A 14,645-nucleotide genomic window follows, 5' to 3' on the forward strand; every position below is an offset into this window, starting at 1 on the left:
CCGTAACTACCTGAATTATGGACGGTTACCGAATGTCAGTGTCCGGAATTCAGGAACATAAAGCTAATAACCGGAATTATGGACACTGGAATTGGGGAGACTAAGGCAACAGTAAGTCGGAATAATGTGAGAGCCGCCAAGCATTGTACTTGGCGGCTCTCACATTTAATAAAGAAAAAGAAGGAAGAATCACGCGTAGATGTTGCGCGGACGCATATCCTCCGGCAGGCCCTCAAGCAGCGTTGCCACGGAACCTTCCTCGAACACCGAACGAATGCCAGCGGCGAGCAACGGCGCCACGGAGAGCACGGTCATGTTCGGCAGACGCTTCTCCTCCGGGACCGGCACGGTATCCATGAACACGATTTCATGTGCGCCGCAGTTCTTCAGACGCTCCACGGCCGGGCCGGAAAGCAGGCCGTGGGTGGCCACCAGCGTCACCGACTTGGCGCCGGATTCGTTCAGTGTGCGCACGGCTTCGCAAATCGTGCCGGCGGTATCGACCATATCGTCCACCACCACGCAATCGCGGCCGTTCACATCGCCGATGATGCCGTGGGCTTCGGCGTGGTTCGGGCGAGTGATGTCACGCTGCTTATGAATGAAGGCCAGCGGCAGATTGCCGAGCTTGGCGGCCCACTGCTCGGAGACCTTGATGCGGCCGGCATCCGGGGAGACGATAGTCGCATTGCTCAGGTCCACGGCGGAACGCACGTAGTCAAGCAACACCGGCATGGCGGTCAGGTGATCGACCGGGCCGTCGAAGAAGCCCTGCTCCTGAGCGGCGTGCAGGTCAACGGTCATGATGCGGTCGGCACCGGCGGCGCGGAACAGATCGAAGATCAGGCGGGCGGTGATGGGCTCGCGGCCGCGATGCTTCTTGTCCTGACGGGAGTAGCCCAGGAACGGGGCGACCACGGTGATGGACTTGGCGGAGGCACGCTTCAGGGCGTCGATCATGATGAGCTGTTCCATGATCCACTTGTTGATGTCTCCCGAGTGGCACTGCAGCACGAATACGTCCGCGCCGCGCACCGGTTCGGCGAAGCGCACGTACATCTCACCGTTGGCGAAGTCGTAGGCAGTGGTCTCGAGAATTTCGGTGCCCAAACATTCGGCCACCTTCTCAGCCAGCTCGGGGTAGGCGCGGCCCGTGACCAGAACGAGTCGTTTATCCGGAGTGCCTTCAAGAATTGCCGACATGCTTTCGCATCCTTTTGTGTTGTTGTGTATTTCAGCCTCACCATAGTGTACAAGCACCCCTAAGCCTTATTGGGCTGAATGTGATGATTGTGTTGCGGCGTTTGCTGTCTGGCCTTAGCCATAGGATGTACAAGTTGCCCAAATGGAAGCAGTGTGTCTGCATGGCTTCCGGGCACAGCGTATACACACTCCTGCCACGGAACGTCCGTGGCCGAATAGTCCGAAGGAGGTGGGTGATGTCTGCGCATAAGTACGAACTGATGTTCATCGCCGATCCTGAGCTGGATGAGCGCGGTCTGAAGAAGCTGACCGAGCAGTATCTGGAGCTCGTCACCAAGGAGGGCGGTTCTTTCGATGAGCCCGATTACTGGGGCCGTCGCAAGCTCGCCTATGAGATTGCCGGTAAGACCGAAGGCAACTACGTCGTTGTGAAGTACACTGCTGAGCCCGCTACTAGCGATGAGCTCGATCGTGTGCTGAACCTCAACGAATCCGTGATCCGTACGAAGATCCTTCGTAAGGGCTGAATTCAAAGCGTTTAGTCAGCTACAACAGCTGATGTGCAATTGCAAGTAATACGCAAGTAAGAAGGCATGGCATGGCAGGCGAAACCATTATCACCGTGGTCGGCAACCTTACCCGCGATCCCGAGCTGCGCACTATTGGCAGCGGATCGACGGTGGTGAATTTCACCATCGCTGCATCCACTCGTCAGTACAACCGCAACACGAACCAGTGGGAAGACGGCGACACGTTGTTTATGAACTGCTCGGCATGGGATGGCCGCGCTTCGTCGCTGGCCTCCAATATTGCCAGCAGCCTGTCCAAGGGTATGCGTGTGATCGCTCAGGGTCGACTGACCCAGCGTTCCTACCAGGCCCAGGATGGCAGCCAGCGCACGGTCGTCGAACTGCGCGTTGATGAAATCGGCCCGGCACTGTCCCGCGCCACCGCTCAGGTGACGCGTCAGACCAGCCAGGGCGGCTTCCAGGGTCGTTCCGGTGGCTTCCAAGGTGGCCAGCCCGGGCAGGGCTATGGCAACCAGGCCGGTCAAGGTGCCGGCAATGGTGGCTACAATGGCGGCCAGTCCGGTTACTCCGGTGGTCAGAACCAGGGTGGCTACAACGGTGGTTATCAGGGTGGTGCTGGATACTCTCAGCAGCCCGCTGCCCCGTCTGCCCCTGCCGCGCCTGCAGTCGATCCATGGAGCTCCGGTAGCTCCGCAGGATCCACTGATTCCGGGTTCACGTTCGGTGGCTCTTCCGAATTCGGTGGAGACGACAACGATCCGGAATTCTAGCGTCGTATTCGCTGCCGCATAAGTCAGTAGTACTGCGTGATTCGGTACTGCTCGGTACTGCACTGCACATAGCTGAACAGCAAGCAATCAAATTAATTTTTTAAAGGAGAACATCATGTCACGTAAGAGGCCGCAGCCGCCGGTCAAGCCGTTCAAGAAGAAGCCGAACCCGCTGAAGGCTGCCAAGATCACCGAGATCGATTACAAGGACGTTGCGCTGCTGCGTAAGTTCATCTCCGACCGCGGTAAGATCCGTTCCCGCCGTATCACCGGTGTGACCGTTCAGGAACAGCGCGAGATCTCTAAGGCTATCAAGAACGCCCGCGAGATGGCTCTGCTGCCGTACGCCACTTCCGGTCGCTGAGTTAGGAAGGCTTGAACAATGGCTGAAACCAAGATCATTCTCACCAAGACCGTGGCTCACCTGGGTCACCCGGGCGACGTTGTCAACGTCAAGGCTGGCTACGCTCGCAACTACCTGTTCCCGCAGGGCCTGGCTTTCGCTTGGACCAAGGGCGCTGAGGCTCAGATTACCGCTATGAAGCGCGCTCGTCTGGCCAAGGCCGTCGCCACCCGTGAAGACGCCGTGGCTGCCAAGGCTGCTATCGAGGGCACCACCGTCGAGATCGCCGCCAAGGTTTCCGAGTCCGGCAAGCTGTTCGGTGGCATCTCCAAGGAAGCCATCGCCATCGCTCTGTCCGACAAGGCTCCGGTTGATCCGAAGTCCATCGAGGTCGAGTCCATCAAGACCACCGGCGACTTCCCCGCCAAGGTGGCCCTCCACCCGGAGATCACCGCTTCCTTCTTCGTGAAGGTCGTGGCCGAGTGAACCATTCCGGCGTAATGCTGGAATCTTTCAGACTGGAAGTCTGAGCTTAAGCATTGAAAGCCCCGCGTTTGTGTGTTCGCACAGCGCGGGGCTTTCGTTTTGTTTCTTCCCCGGCTCCGTTTGATGGGGCGAGCTAGGGAAGATTTGCCGGTTCTCTTTTTTAGTGGCTTCTTCTGACGGGCTGAGCTGCAGGGCAAACAGCCTGATGGACTGTTTGTAGGCGAGGACGAGCGTCAGCGAGTTAACGGATCGCAGGCGAAGCCTGTCTGTAATTGCGGGACGAGCTGTCAGCGAAGCTGACTGAGGGAGAGACTTATAAGAATCAACGCACATCCATGCTGAGAGAGCTGAGATATTGAAAGCGGCTAATATGTGTGTATTTTGTGAAGCTCTAATATCGGCAGGTACGACGTGTGCACAGAGTCAGTGTTTCGCCGCAAAATCACAAATTTCAAAACGTTGAAATTCCGGGCGACACGCCGTAGCTTGCGTTCGTTTTGATTCTGAGTATATTTATCACTCGTTGCAAGGAACACTTCAACAACTAACCAACGCCCCTGTAGCTCAGTTGGTTAGAGCAGCTGACTCTTAATCAGCGTGTCCAGGGTTCGAATCCCTGCGGGGGCACAGATAGACCGGAGCCGAAAGGTTCCGGTTTTTTGTTTTTCCATCCTTCACCCTCCTCTCCGCAAACACCTCACCAAACGCACACTAAATGAGCCTGAGCGTATGTTTGATGAGTGTCCCCACGTTCAGCCCTCGGCGTACACTTATCCCGTTTGCGTGACTTGGCCATTCGGCCGCTGCGGGTCACATTATTCACTAGAACGAGAAAAGAAGAAGCAGTGGAATACTCCCTCTTTACCAAGCTGGCTGCCGAATTCTTCGGTACCGCCATTCTGATGATTTTCGGCAACGGCTCCGTGGCCAACGTCGAACTCAAGAACACCAAGGGCCATCATGCCGGCTGGCTGAACATCGCCATGGGCTATGGCTTTGGTGTGATGTTCCCGGTGTTGATGTTCGGTGCCGTCTCCGGTGCTCACATCAACCCGGCCATGACCATCGCACAGGCCGTTACCGGCATGTTCCCGTGGAATGAAGTACTGCCGTATATCATCGCACAGCTGCTCGGTGCCGCTCTGGGCCAGTTCATCGTCTACCTGACCTACTATCCGCACTACAAGGAGACCGAGGATGCAGACGCCATCCTCGCCACCTTCTGCACCACCGATGCGGATAACAAGAAGCTCAACTACTTCATCAACGAGATGTTCGGCACCCTCGTGCTCGTCTTCGGCGCACTGTGCTGCCTGATGGACCCGTGGGGTGAGAAGGATCCGGCCGCTGCCGCAATCGTCGTCGGCTTCATTGTGTGGGGTTTGGTCACCTCCATGGGTGGCCCGACCGGCCCTGGCCTGAATCCGGCTCGCGACCTTATGCCGCGTATTCTGCACGCCATCCTGCCGATTCCATCCAAGGGCACCTCTCGCTGGAACGAGGCTTGGATTCCGGTTGTGGCCCCGATTGTTGGTGCCATCATCGGCGCTTGGATGTTTGTGGTCTTCTTTGCCGCCTGATTCCCCGGCTTCCCGGTAGATATGCAATGACCTCCATCGTAATGATGGAGGTCATTGTTGTATGAGACTGCTGTTCGGCCTTGGGGCTACTTCTCCAGGAAGATCTGTGGTGCCTTGGCGAAGTTGTTGGCGCAATGCTCGCCGCAGAAGTAGTAGGTCTTGCCTTCGAACTCACGCGTGATGGCGTCCGCGTTCACGCTGACGGTCATGCCGCATACCGGATCGGTTGCGGTTTCGCCATCCACAGGGGCGTTGTGATGCATGTGCATGTTCATATCCATAGGATTCTCCTTGGTGTTGTGTGATTGACCGGACAAATGTGTGAGCTCGGTGCGATCATCGACGATGATAGTGGGTTCATGGGTCTCCGGTACCGAGTTGTTCGCGTTGGGAGTAGTGGACTGGTTCGCCATAGCGGTGCCGATGCCACTGTTGATATTCGCCGTGTGCAGACGATTGGCGTTCAGCACGAGGCAGACGGAGCTTAATGCCATGGCGAGTCCGGCGATCATCGGGCTTAATAGCCAGCCGGTGAACGGGAACAGCACACCGGCTGCAACGGGGATGCCGATGATGTTGTATCCAAATGCCCAGCCCAGATTCTCTCGAATGTTGCGCATAGTGACTTCGGAAAGATTGATGGTCTTGAGCACGCCGCGCAAATCGCCGCTCATCAACGTTACATCAGCGGACTGCATAGCCACATCCGTTCCAGTGCCAATGGCGATGCCGAGATCGGCCTGAGCTAGTGCAGGCGCATCATTGATGCCGTCTCCCACCATCGCGATGAGGTTGGATTCAGGCTTTTTCGTCAGCGTGACGCTGCTGTGCTGATTATCACCAGTGTGGTGCTGATTGGCTTTGCCTGTCGAATTGCCGAGATTAGACTGTTCGCCGACCTGCTGAGCATCACGTTCGCGCTGCAAGTGCTCAATCCAATGGGCCTTGCCATCCGGCTTGACCTCGCAGATTACGGTGTCGATGCCGACCTCTCGCGCGATGCGACCGGCGACTTCGGCCTTATCGCCGGACAGCATCACCGTGCGGATGCCGCGTGCGCGCAATGCCGCAATCGCCTTAACCGAACCATCTTTGATGGTGTCCTTCTCATAGCTGGGTTTGTTCCAGTCGGCAGTGTCGTCCACTACGCCGCGGGTGATGGTGCCGGTCTTGTCGAACACCACGGTGCCGATGCGCCTCGCCTGTTCCAAAGCCTTTGCGGACGTGACCAGAACACCGTTTGTGGCACCAAGACCAAGCGCCACCGTTACCGAAAGTGGCGTGGCAAGCCCCAATGCGCACGGGCAGGCGATAATCAGCACGCTGACCGCGGTCACCAATGCATGGGCCAATTGAGGGCTCGGGCCGACTGACACCCAAATCGCAAACGTCCATACGGCGATAATCATCACCGCCGGTACGAAATACCGAGCGATGCGATCGGCCAATTGCTGCACCGGCGCCTTGGTGGCCTGTGCGCGCGCAACCATCGTCGTAATCTGCGAAAGCACAGTATTCGCACCGACTTGGGTGGCGCGCATGACGCAATCACCCTTCAGTACGACGGTTGCGCCGGTGAGCAATGCATCCTTGGTTTTGATTACCGGCTTGGATTCACCGGTAATCATCGATTCATCCACCGTGACCTCGCCGGCGACGATAACGCCATCGGTGGGTATGCGCTCGCCATTGCGCACAACGAGCAGGTCTCCGGTTGCGATTGCATCGGCGTCAATATCGATGCAGTTTGCGGGATTGAGCCACTGTGCTTTGGAGACTTCGCCATCCGCGGAGAATGTCGCGATACTATTTGCGCTTACAACTGTTTCGCGAAGTTTGTGTGCGGTGCGTGGTCGTAGCTTGATTAATGACTGAACGGCTTTGCCGGTGCCTTCGCGAGCCTTGTTCTCCAGCAGTCGGCCAACAAGCACCAGTGTGATGACTACGCCTACGGATTCGAAATATGGTTCGCGGGAGCCTTCCGGGAACACCCACGGCGCGATACAGATGATCAGGCTGTACAGGTATGCGGCGCCGGTGCCCAAGGAGACCAGTGAGTTCATGTCCGGTGAGCGGTGCGCCAGTGCGGGAAAGCCGACGTTATGAATGGGATGTCCGCAGTAGAACATCACCGGCGTGATCAATATGGCTTGAAGCCAGGGATTGACCATCCAGTGCGGTACGAGCGATGAATCGGCCATATGCAGCATCGTGGTGAGAAACACTGGGATAGTAAGTACCGCGCCGACGATGACCAGTTTGGTAAGCGCTTTGATTTCATTGCGGCGTTCCTGGGCCTCACTTTGCTCGGCCTGTGCCGCGTCTACCGGCTCGCTGGATGTCTGCTGCAAGACGCCGGCTTGGGGGATGGGGGCAGCGGAGTCACCCTCCACGCGCAGCAGCCCATGCACCATGTTCATGCCGCAGGCGAACGGGTGTTCGCCGGCGGGCAGCGCAGGTAATTTCACGTCCGTACTAGTGTTGCCGGGGAGCATGGCGTCAAGGCCCAAATCGCCGAAGACCACATGGGAGGTGCATTCACCTGTCTCCTGACGGTCAAAAGTCAAGGTGATGGGTACTCCGGCTTTCATATTCACTACGGCAGGGGAGTAGCCTCCCTTGACGGTAATGGTCGCTTGTTGCTGGCCATTGCTGATGGTGCCGGCAGTTCCTTGCTGTGGTGCGAAGAAGAATCGCAGAATTGCCCATGTGGCAGCGGCGGCGATTAGCAAGGCCACTACGAATAAGAATATGTTGAACCCCATGCCCACTCCTTCCTCTCGTTATTCTACTCAGTCCACAGTGTATACCCAATACCCCTATAGGGTATATAATCGATGATGTTCAGCTCTTGGAAAAGTAAGGGGTGCGCAGCTATGCATGGCTACAGCGGTGATAAAGCAAAGATCGTGGCCCGCCTTCGTCGTGTTGAAGGACAGGTTCGCGCCATCGAGCAGATGGTGGAGGAAGACAAATACTGCATTGATATCCTCACGCAGATTTCCGCTTCGAATTCGGCGTTGAAGTCCGTTGCATTGCTGTTGTTGGATGATCATCTTGGTCACTGCATTCGTCAGGCGTCGGTCGAGGGTGGGGCGGTAGCTGACGAGAAACTCAAAGAGGCTTCGGCGGCTATCGCGAGGTTGGTCAAGTCTTAAGACCACAAGTGGCTCTTCCACCATGCACCATAAAAATTGGGAGGGAAAAATTATTCCCTCCTGGAAAAGTGATGCGATACTGGGACCATGCTTGAACAAACGGGAAGCGCAATCCTCGTGATTGCCGTATTAGTGATTGGTGCAGGGCTCGGTCTTCTTGCCGGTTTACTGCTGGGGCGTCATCAGGGTCAGGAAATGGCTCGTGGTGCTCGCTCCCAGGAGCTGGAAGAGGCTCGGGCGCTGTTGCAGAATGCTCGGGGTGACATTGCCGAGCTCAACGCGTCTCACGCGGCCGCCCAGGCGCAAGTGGATGGTCTCAATCAGCAGCTGGCGTTCGTTAAATCGCAGTTGACCCAGGCGCAACAGGCTGAACAGATTCGTATCCAGCGTGAGCGTGAGCGCGCGGCGGCTGAAGCCGAGGAGCGCCGCAAGGCTGAGGCCAAGGCTGCCGAGGAGAAGCGGCTGGCGGAGGCGAAAGCCGCCGAAGCCAAGCGCCAAGAGCAGGAAGCGCGTCTGAAGGAGCAGAGCAAGGTGTTGGAGGCTTTGGCTCCAGTGGCCAAGAATCTTGACGCATTGCAGAACAAGGTCACCCAGATTGAAGAAGGCCGTAAGCAGGAGATGGGCGCCTTGGGGGCTCAGCTCAAGGGACTGAATGACCAACAGGCTCGATTGGACAAGGAAACCAGTTCGCTTTCCGCTGCGCTACGTAATAACAAAGTGCGTGGCGCATGGGGCGAGGCACAGCTGAAGAACATCGTCGAATCGGCAGGACTGCTGGAGCATGTGGACTTCGATACACAGGTGGTGGTCAACGGCGCGGACGGTCGGGTGCTGCGCCCGGACATGATTGTCCATTTGCCGGGTGGCAAGACCATTCCGATTGACGCCAAGGTGCCATATGCCGATTATCAGCGGGCATGTGAGATTCCTGAGACGGCAAGTCCCGAGGATTTGACACGTCGTGATGACCTGCTGCGCTCGCATGCTAAGGCATTGCGTGAGCATGTGCGTGCTCTTGGGGAGAAAGCATATTGGAATGCGTTCGCAACTGCTCCTGATTTCGTCGTGGCGTTCATTCCGAACGAGGCGTTGCTTCAGGCTGCTTTGGAGGCGGACCCCACATTGATGGACGATGCGTTCTCCCGCAAGGTGGCACTTACCTCTCCGGTCACACTCTGGGCGGTGCTGAAATCGGTGGCATATGCATGGCAGCAGCAATCGTTGACTGACGATGCCAAGCAACTCTTTGACCTATCTCGCGAGCTGTATGACCGTTTCGCGGTATTGGGCGATTACGCCACCAAACTGGGAACCCAGATTTCCAAGACGGTTGGCGCCTATAACAAGTTCGCGGCAAGTTTGGAACGCCGCGTGCTGCCCACGGCGCGAAAGCTGCAGAAAATCGAGCCGACCAAGGTGATCGAGGAAGTGCCGCTTATCGAATCCGATAAAGGCAATATCAGCGAACTCTCTGCGCCTGAAGTCATTCCATCGGATGCGGAGACCGATCATGAGGCCAATCAGCGAGCTTGAGCTCGTTGATCTGGGATTGGTCGCATGAGGGCAACTATTCTACGGGGGGAATATGCATGAGGAGCACTGATTCGAGCCCGTTTCATGGTGCGTTGACTTGGCTGACCCCCTCAGGCGATAGGCTTACACCATGACTGAATCTGGATTCCGCCCAACGGGTACGTCGGACCTCACCGGCGCAAAGAACACGGCCGACTTTGCGATGATGGAACCGCGTGAACAACTGGCCTCTTTGCTCAAAGAGCATGTGGTGGGCCGCCCGTTCTCCGAACTCGCTTCGGTGACGTTCGATCATCATGCCGCTCCGATTATGGGCCATGTGCTGATCGATGCATTGGAGGATGCCGGTTATTCGGTCGATGATTTTGACGCTGTAGGCGCGTTGACCGCCGCCGCCGTGCCGATGGTTTCCGCGATGATTCAGGCGGCCGCCTCTCGTGGCGAGGATTTGGACGGCTTTGTGATGGACTTTGTGTATCCCTCCATCAAGGGGCCGTCCATCGAAGGCCGCCGAGTGGTGCTGCTGGATGCGTGGCTGTCCGAAAAATCATATGTGCAGACCAGCTCGCTGGTCACCTTGCGCAATGGTAATGAACTCAGCCTTGACTTCGGCATTGTCGAGCAGCTGGGCGCCAAAGTAGTGGCCATCGCCTCTCTTGTGGGTGGCGGCGCGAAGAATATCAACGTAGTCAACCCGGTAACGGGAGATGGCCAGGTACTGCCCTTCGTCCAAGTCTTCGACGAATCCGAACTTCGTTAACGTTGCATTCGATGTTCTCGCCCAGGTGAGGTGAGGGCAACTATGCATGGTCGCCCGCAAGACCCAGGAGAGGGGCTGTTCGTGCGACGCTGATTCCCGTAGAGGAGCAATTGTGCACGCACCTAATCAGATTTCTTTAGCCGCCAAAGCCTCGGGCGAGCCGGAATTCCGTGAAATCGGCGTAGGGCCGTGGGAAGAGACCCATCCCGGTGAACCGCGACCGGATGATTCAGCATCACCGAACTATGATGCGCGTTTCGATACTGAATTGCTGGACGCTGGCGATCGGCGTAATGTACTCGATCGTTACCGTTACTGGTCGGTGCAAGCCATCAAAGACGACTTGGACGTACGTGGTCGCCATGACTTCGAAGTCGCAGTGGAAAACTGGACGCACGATTTCAATATCGGATCCATGGTGCGCACGGCCAACGCCTTCCAAGCCAAGCGCGTGCATATTGTCGGGCCGCATAAATGGAACCGTAAAGGCGCTCTGATGACCGAGCTCTACCAGCATGTGGAGCATCATCCATCCATCGCCGAGCTGGTGGAATGCTGGCGCAACCGCATTGCCGGCGAAATCGCCGCCGAGCGCGCCCGAGCCGCCGCAGCCGCAATCCACATTCACGAGTATGGCTCGAATACTGCAGCATCTGATGGGCAGCCGTTCATCCCCGACTCTTTCAGTGCTGGCAGCATTGGCGGTATTTCCCCCGTGCAAACCGCAATGACGGAACTCGCCGATGCGGATAATCACGTTAAGGAACTACAAGCCGCTCGAGTCATCGCATTGGACATCATCCCAGGTGCAGTGCCGATGGAAACCTACCGATTCCCCAAGCGTTGCCTGCTGCTGTTCGGCGCGGAAGGCCCGGGTCTTAGCCAAAAAGCTCTCGACCTTGCCGATGACGTCGTCTATATTTCCCAGTTCGGTTCCGTTCGCTCCATCAACGCCGGTGCCGCAGCGGCCGTAGCCATGCATGCCTGGATTGCCCAACACGCCACGATTAACCACGATTAACCGCGACTAGTCAGGCCGGCACCCAATATCAAAATCAAACAACTGCGATGGCAATAACCGCTGTAAGGCTAGCGGGGCGTTGAAACGTCGCGTAGAGTTGAATCATGATTGAGGTTGAGGGGCTCAGCAAACGATTCAAGTCCAAACAAGTGCTGAATAACGTGATCTTCACAGCCGAAGACGGCAAGGTCACCGGTTTTCTTGGGCCCAATGGGGCGGGTAAATCCACCACCATGCGTGCGATGCTCGGCCTCATCGCCCCGGACAGTGGTCAGGCATTGATTGATGGCCAATCATTCACCAGCCTCCGTGCGCCGATGCGTGCAGTAGGCGCGGTGCTGGATGCGAAGTCCGCACACCGGTCGAGATCGGCACGTGACCATCTGCTGGCTTTGGCCTATACCAATAACATTCCCAAACGTCGAGTGGACGAGGTCATTGACATGACCGGCTTGACCAGCGTGGCCAAAGGCAAAGCGGGGCGATTCTCGCTCGGTATGAGCCAGCGCCTATCCATTGCCGCGGCGTTACTGGGCGACCCTCATAATCTGGTATTGGACGAACCAATCAACGGGCTGGACCCAGAAGGCGTGAAATGGGTGCGCGAATTATGCCGCTACTACGCCTCGCAGGGACGAGCCGTACTGTTGAGCTCACATCTCATGAGCGAAGTGGCGCTCACTGCCGACGATCTCGTGATCATCGGCCAAGGCCGTATTCTGGAGACGACCACAGTCCGCAAGTTCGTGGCCGAACATTCCACGCGATCCATCCGCGTGGTCACACCCGAGCCTGACAAGCTCAAAGCGATTTTCGCTTCCGCACAAGAAGTGCGAGTCGTGTCGGATCAACGCACACCGGCGGACCCACCCATTGGCGAAGTGTTCCGCATCACCGGAGCCGATTTGATTGCGGCGGCTCGCGTATTCGCCCAAGCCGGGCTCGTCACCTATGAGCTTATTGAGGAACATGCCTCGCTGGAGGAAGCATACATGGCATTGACCCATAGCCAAGTCGAATATCAGGCAAAGTTGACTGCGGAGGCGCGGCACGATGAGCACTAATAATGTCAACGCCAATGTCAATGCCACCGTCACTGCCACTGTTATGAGCGCCCAAACAGCACACGCAGCAGAGCGACGCCCAGCCAGTCGTCGTGCCAATCGTTGGAGCCGTCGCATCCGACTATCGTTCCTCGGCTCGCTCAAAGCCGAACTGCTCAAACTCAAATCGTTGAAATCCACATGGATTCTCCTCGGTCTGGCTGCTGCGCTCATGGTGGGCATGGCCGCGCTGAGCGCCTGGGCCACAACGTTCATGGCCACCATCGATATCACCACCGGTAAAACCCTTGACCAGCCCAAGCCGCTCGCCGCCGTTGACCTCTGGGCGGTATTGGCCTCATCCGGCAGCACCGCCGCGCTCGTAATCGGCATTTTCGGCGTCATGGCCATTACCAGCGAATACACCACATCCGCCATCCAATCCAGCCTGACTGCCAATCCTCGACGCGGCATGTTCTACATCAGCAAGTCAATTGCCGTGGCGCTGTATGCGCTCGCCTCAGGAGTCGTGGGCATCCTGCTGGCCTCCGGTGTGCTGTGGCTGTTCGTGCAAGGTCATGATGTCACTGCGCTCAGTGATGATCAGTGGCGCATCATTCCCATAACCGTGATCGGATTCCCTGTGATCATCATGCTTATTGCACTGATGGCTGTAGGACTGGGCGGTCTGACCCGTTCCACGGTGGGCGGGGTCAGCGCGGTGGTCGTGCTGCTCATGGTGCTCTCGTCCATACTGGCCATCGTTTCCATGGCGGTCAGCCAAGTCTCCTGGCTCGGCACATTGGCTTATCTCACACCCGATATGGCGATGAACAACTTCCTTGGAGCCAGCATTAACAGTGATGCGGTCTCCTCCGTCACCTCGCAGCAGAATTATTGGATTCCCGAATGGTGGCAATCCGGGTTTATACTGCTCGCCTGGGTCGCCGCGGCATGGGTCGGCGGCCTTGTTGTTACGGCAAAAGCTGATATCAAATAATGTGTACACTGGTGCAGTGCTTTTCTTAATGTGCAACTGTCAACGGTGCCATCATTGATTTGGCATTCGGTATGCCCGCTGCTCTGAGTTTATTGATTACAGGATGTTGAGCCATCGCATCTTCATAAGTGAATCGAACTATGGCATCGACTTTGGCTCGATATAGTCCTGTCTCCCGTTCCTTCTCCGCGTGAACCGCACCGCGAACTCCTCTCCGGTTATTCATATTCGGATTCACGTATTTTTCATAGCCGTCGAATTCGCCTACAACAAGGCGGCCTGTAGGAAGTCGCCAGAGATAATCCACGCGATATAAGGTTCCGGTTTGCGGATCGGTGATTTCCTGTTGCAACTCTGGAACCATGAGACCACCTTCAATAATTGTTCCTAGCCCTAGTGATTCACCGCCGTTTTCGCATGAGGGGTTGGCATAATGCAACAAACGGAATATCGACGTGCAATCGCGACGCATAGTGCTGCAAATGTTGAGGATTTCTGCGATGGCGACTCCTTTACGCAGTGCTGAATTAATAATGGGAAGCGCGAAACGAAATTCGGTGGACAGGCCGCAATCCACTACGGTTCTGGCTTTTCCAGTCACAGGAAGTCCGCTGGCATATTCCGGTGTGCAATTGGGCACGAATATGCGTTTCACTTGTGAACTACTAGCGTTGGGCCCCTGCGATGTTACGGCGATGGTGATGGAGCCGTCATGGAGATGCCATTGATGTTCGAGACCATGAATAGCAGCCGCCGTGATTCCAGCGAAAATCCAATGTGGATGTTTGAGATGCAAAGTTCTGGCTAGGTGTCTCGTGCGTTCGTCTGGCGGCAGTGATTTCCAGTATTCTGGCGCGGCATACATATTCGGGAATACGCGCTTGAGCTCAAGCGCTTGTGCTCGGCGTGCCAACGCTGAGCGATGTGCTTTGGTTATTCCGAAAGCGCATCTGCGCTCCGCTTCGGCTCGGGCAATCATGGCGTCCACTTCTTTGTGATGCTTCATGATTCGACGGTATGCCAGTGATGGATAGGGTGTCCACCTATCTGCAGCAATGTGGTTCTAGCTTCTGCCTTCAATTTGAGTCTTGATGATTATGGCGGATTTTGGACGATTGTGAACGATTCCAAGAATCTTGGATTTGTTGGCAATATTTGGGAATGTGGATAACTGACACGAGGTGCCTGATATTTGTCGCTCACTTGTTCGAGGGGGGG

General features: G+C 56.6%; 12 protein-coding genes, 1 tRNA gene and 4 pseudogenes. 13 read left to right on the forward strand and 4 right to left on the reverse strand.

Annotated features, from left to right (window positions below; all coding sequences use genetic code 11):
• Nucleotides 1-189: 189 nt before the first annotated feature.
• The gene (locus CSQ86_RS01310) at nt 190-1,203 is read right to left on the reverse strand and encodes a ribose-phosphate diphosphokinase (protein WP_100493341.1); all 1,014 of its coding nucleotides are present in this window, start codon (nt 1,201-1,203) and stop codon (nt 190-192) included.
• Nucleotides 1,204-1,439: 236 nt separating this feature from the next.
• Here CSQ86_RS01310 and rpsF point away from each other — a divergent pair, with 236 nt between their 5' ends.
• The 6 genes from rpsF to CSQ86_RS01340 all read left to right on the forward strand — a co-directional run bounded on the left by rpsF (nt 1,440) and on the right by CSQ86_RS01340 (nt 4,912).
• Nucleotides 1,440-1,730, forward strand: a complete 291-nt coding sequence (gene rpsF / locus CSQ86_RS01315) for a 30S ribosomal protein S6 (protein WP_003828111.1) — start codon at nt 1,440-1,442, stop codon at nt 1,728-1,730.
• Between the two features lie 71 nt (nt 1,731-1,801).
• Nucleotides 1,802-2,503 carry a single-stranded DNA-binding protein gene (gene ssb, locus CSQ86_RS01320; protein WP_100493342.1) on the forward strand — a complete coding sequence of 234 codons (702 nt, stop codon included), beginning with the start codon at nt 1,802-1,804 and terminating at the stop codon, nt 2,501-2,503.
• A 115-nt stretch (nt 2,504-2,618) separates the two neighbouring features.
• A complete protein-coding gene (gene rpsR, locus CSQ86_RS01325) occupies nt 2,619-2,867 on the forward strand; it encodes a 30S ribosomal protein S18 (RefSeq protein WP_033890661.1) in 249 nt (82 codons plus the stop codon).
• An 18-nt stretch (nt 2,868-2,885) separates the two neighbouring features.
• The gene (gene rplI, locus CSQ86_RS01330; protein WP_100493343.1) at nt 2,886-3,332 is read left to right on the forward strand and encodes a 50S ribosomal protein L9; all 447 of its coding nucleotides are present in this window, start codon (nt 2,886-2,888) and stop codon (nt 3,330-3,332) included.
• Nucleotides 3,333-3,885: 553 nt separating this feature from the next.
• Nucleotides 3,886-3,959: transfer RNA gene (locus CSQ86_RS01335), tRNA-Lys, on the forward strand.
• Nucleotides 3,960-4,177: 218 nt separating this feature from the next.
• Nucleotides 4,178-4,912: an MIP/aquaporin family protein gene (locus tag CSQ86_RS01340; RefSeq protein ID WP_100493344.1), complete on the forward strand. Its 735-nt coding sequence runs from the start codon at nt 4,178-4,180 to the stop codon at nt 4,910-4,912.
• Between the two features lie 86 nt (nt 4,913-4,998).
• Here the strand turns inward: CSQ86_RS01340 and CSQ86_RS10060 are convergent.
• Together CSQ86_RS10060 and CSQ86_RS01345 are read right to left on the reverse strand one after the other, a co-directional pair.
• Nucleotides 4,999-5,706: pseudogene (locus tag CSQ86_RS10060) on the reverse strand (YHS domain-containing protein); the annotation flags it as partial.
• Between the two features lie 114 nt (nt 5,707-5,820).
• Nucleotides 5,821-7,677 (reverse strand): annotated as a pseudogene (locus CSQ86_RS01345) (HAD-IC family P-type ATPase); the annotation flags it as partial.
• 111 nt (nt 7,678-7,788) lie between these two features.
• Between CSQ86_RS01345 and CSQ86_RS01350 the strand changes: the two are divergent.
• The 7 genes and pseudogenes from CSQ86_RS01350 (at nt 7,789) to CSQ86_RS01375 (ending at nt 13,427) form a co-directional block, all read left to right on the forward strand.
• Nucleotides 7,789-8,070 carry a metal-sensitive transcriptional regulator gene (locus tag CSQ86_RS01350; protein ID WP_100493346.1) on the forward strand — a complete coding sequence of 94 codons (282 nt, stop codon included), beginning with the start codon at nt 7,789-7,791 and terminating at the stop codon, nt 8,068-8,070.
• Nucleotides 8,071-8,157: 87 nt separating this feature from the next.
• Complete coding sequence (locus CSQ86_RS01355; protein ID WP_100493347.1) at nt 8,158-9,603, forward strand: DNA recombination protein RmuC; 1,446 nt, start codon at nt 8,158-8,160, stop codon at nt 9,601-9,603.
• Nucleotides 9,604-9,733: 130 nt separating this feature from the next.
• Nucleotides 9,734-10,363 (forward strand): type I phosphoribosyltransferase, encoded by a 630-nt coding sequence (locus CSQ86_RS01360; RefSeq protein WP_165773693.1) that lies wholly within the window; start codon nt 9,734-9,736, stop codon nt 10,361-10,363.
• 112 nt (nt 10,364-10,475) lie between these two features.
• Nucleotides 10,476-10,992 (forward strand): annotated as a pseudogene (locus tag CSQ86_RS10065) (RNA methyltransferase); the annotation flags it as partial.
• Nucleotides 10,993-11,096: 104 nt separating this feature from the next.
• Nucleotides 11,097-11,384, forward strand: a pseudogene (locus CSQ86_RS10070) (TrmH family RNA methyltransferase); the annotation flags it as partial.
• A 104-nt stretch (nt 11,385-11,488) separates the two neighbouring features.
• The gene (locus CSQ86_RS01370; RefSeq protein ID WP_100493349.1) at nt 11,489-12,448 is read left to right on the forward strand and encodes an ATP-binding cassette domain-containing protein; all 960 of its coding nucleotides are present in this window, start codon (nt 11,489-11,491) and stop codon (nt 12,446-12,448) included.
• Complete coding sequence (locus CSQ86_RS01375) at nt 12,438-13,427, forward strand: permease of ABC transporter system (protein WP_243387542.1); 990 nt, start codon at nt 12,438-12,440, stop codon at nt 13,425-13,427. The genes CSQ86_RS01370 and CSQ86_RS01375 overlap by 11 nt, the downstream gene beginning before the upstream one ends.
• A 25-nt stretch (nt 13,428-13,452) precedes the next feature.
• Here the strand turns inward: CSQ86_RS01375 and CSQ86_RS01380 are convergent, their stop codons facing one another.
• Nucleotides 13,453-14,433, reverse strand: a complete 981-nt coding sequence (locus CSQ86_RS01380) for a hypothetical protein (protein WP_100493350.1) — start codon at nt 14,431-14,433, stop codon at nt 13,453-13,455.
• Nucleotides 14,434-14,645: the final 212 nt, after the last annotated feature.

The organism is Bifidobacterium felsineum (genome assembly GCF_002802915.1).
Lineage (GTDB): Bacteria > Actinomycetota > Actinomycetes > Actinomycetales > Bifidobacteriaceae > Bifidobacterium > Bifidobacterium felsineum.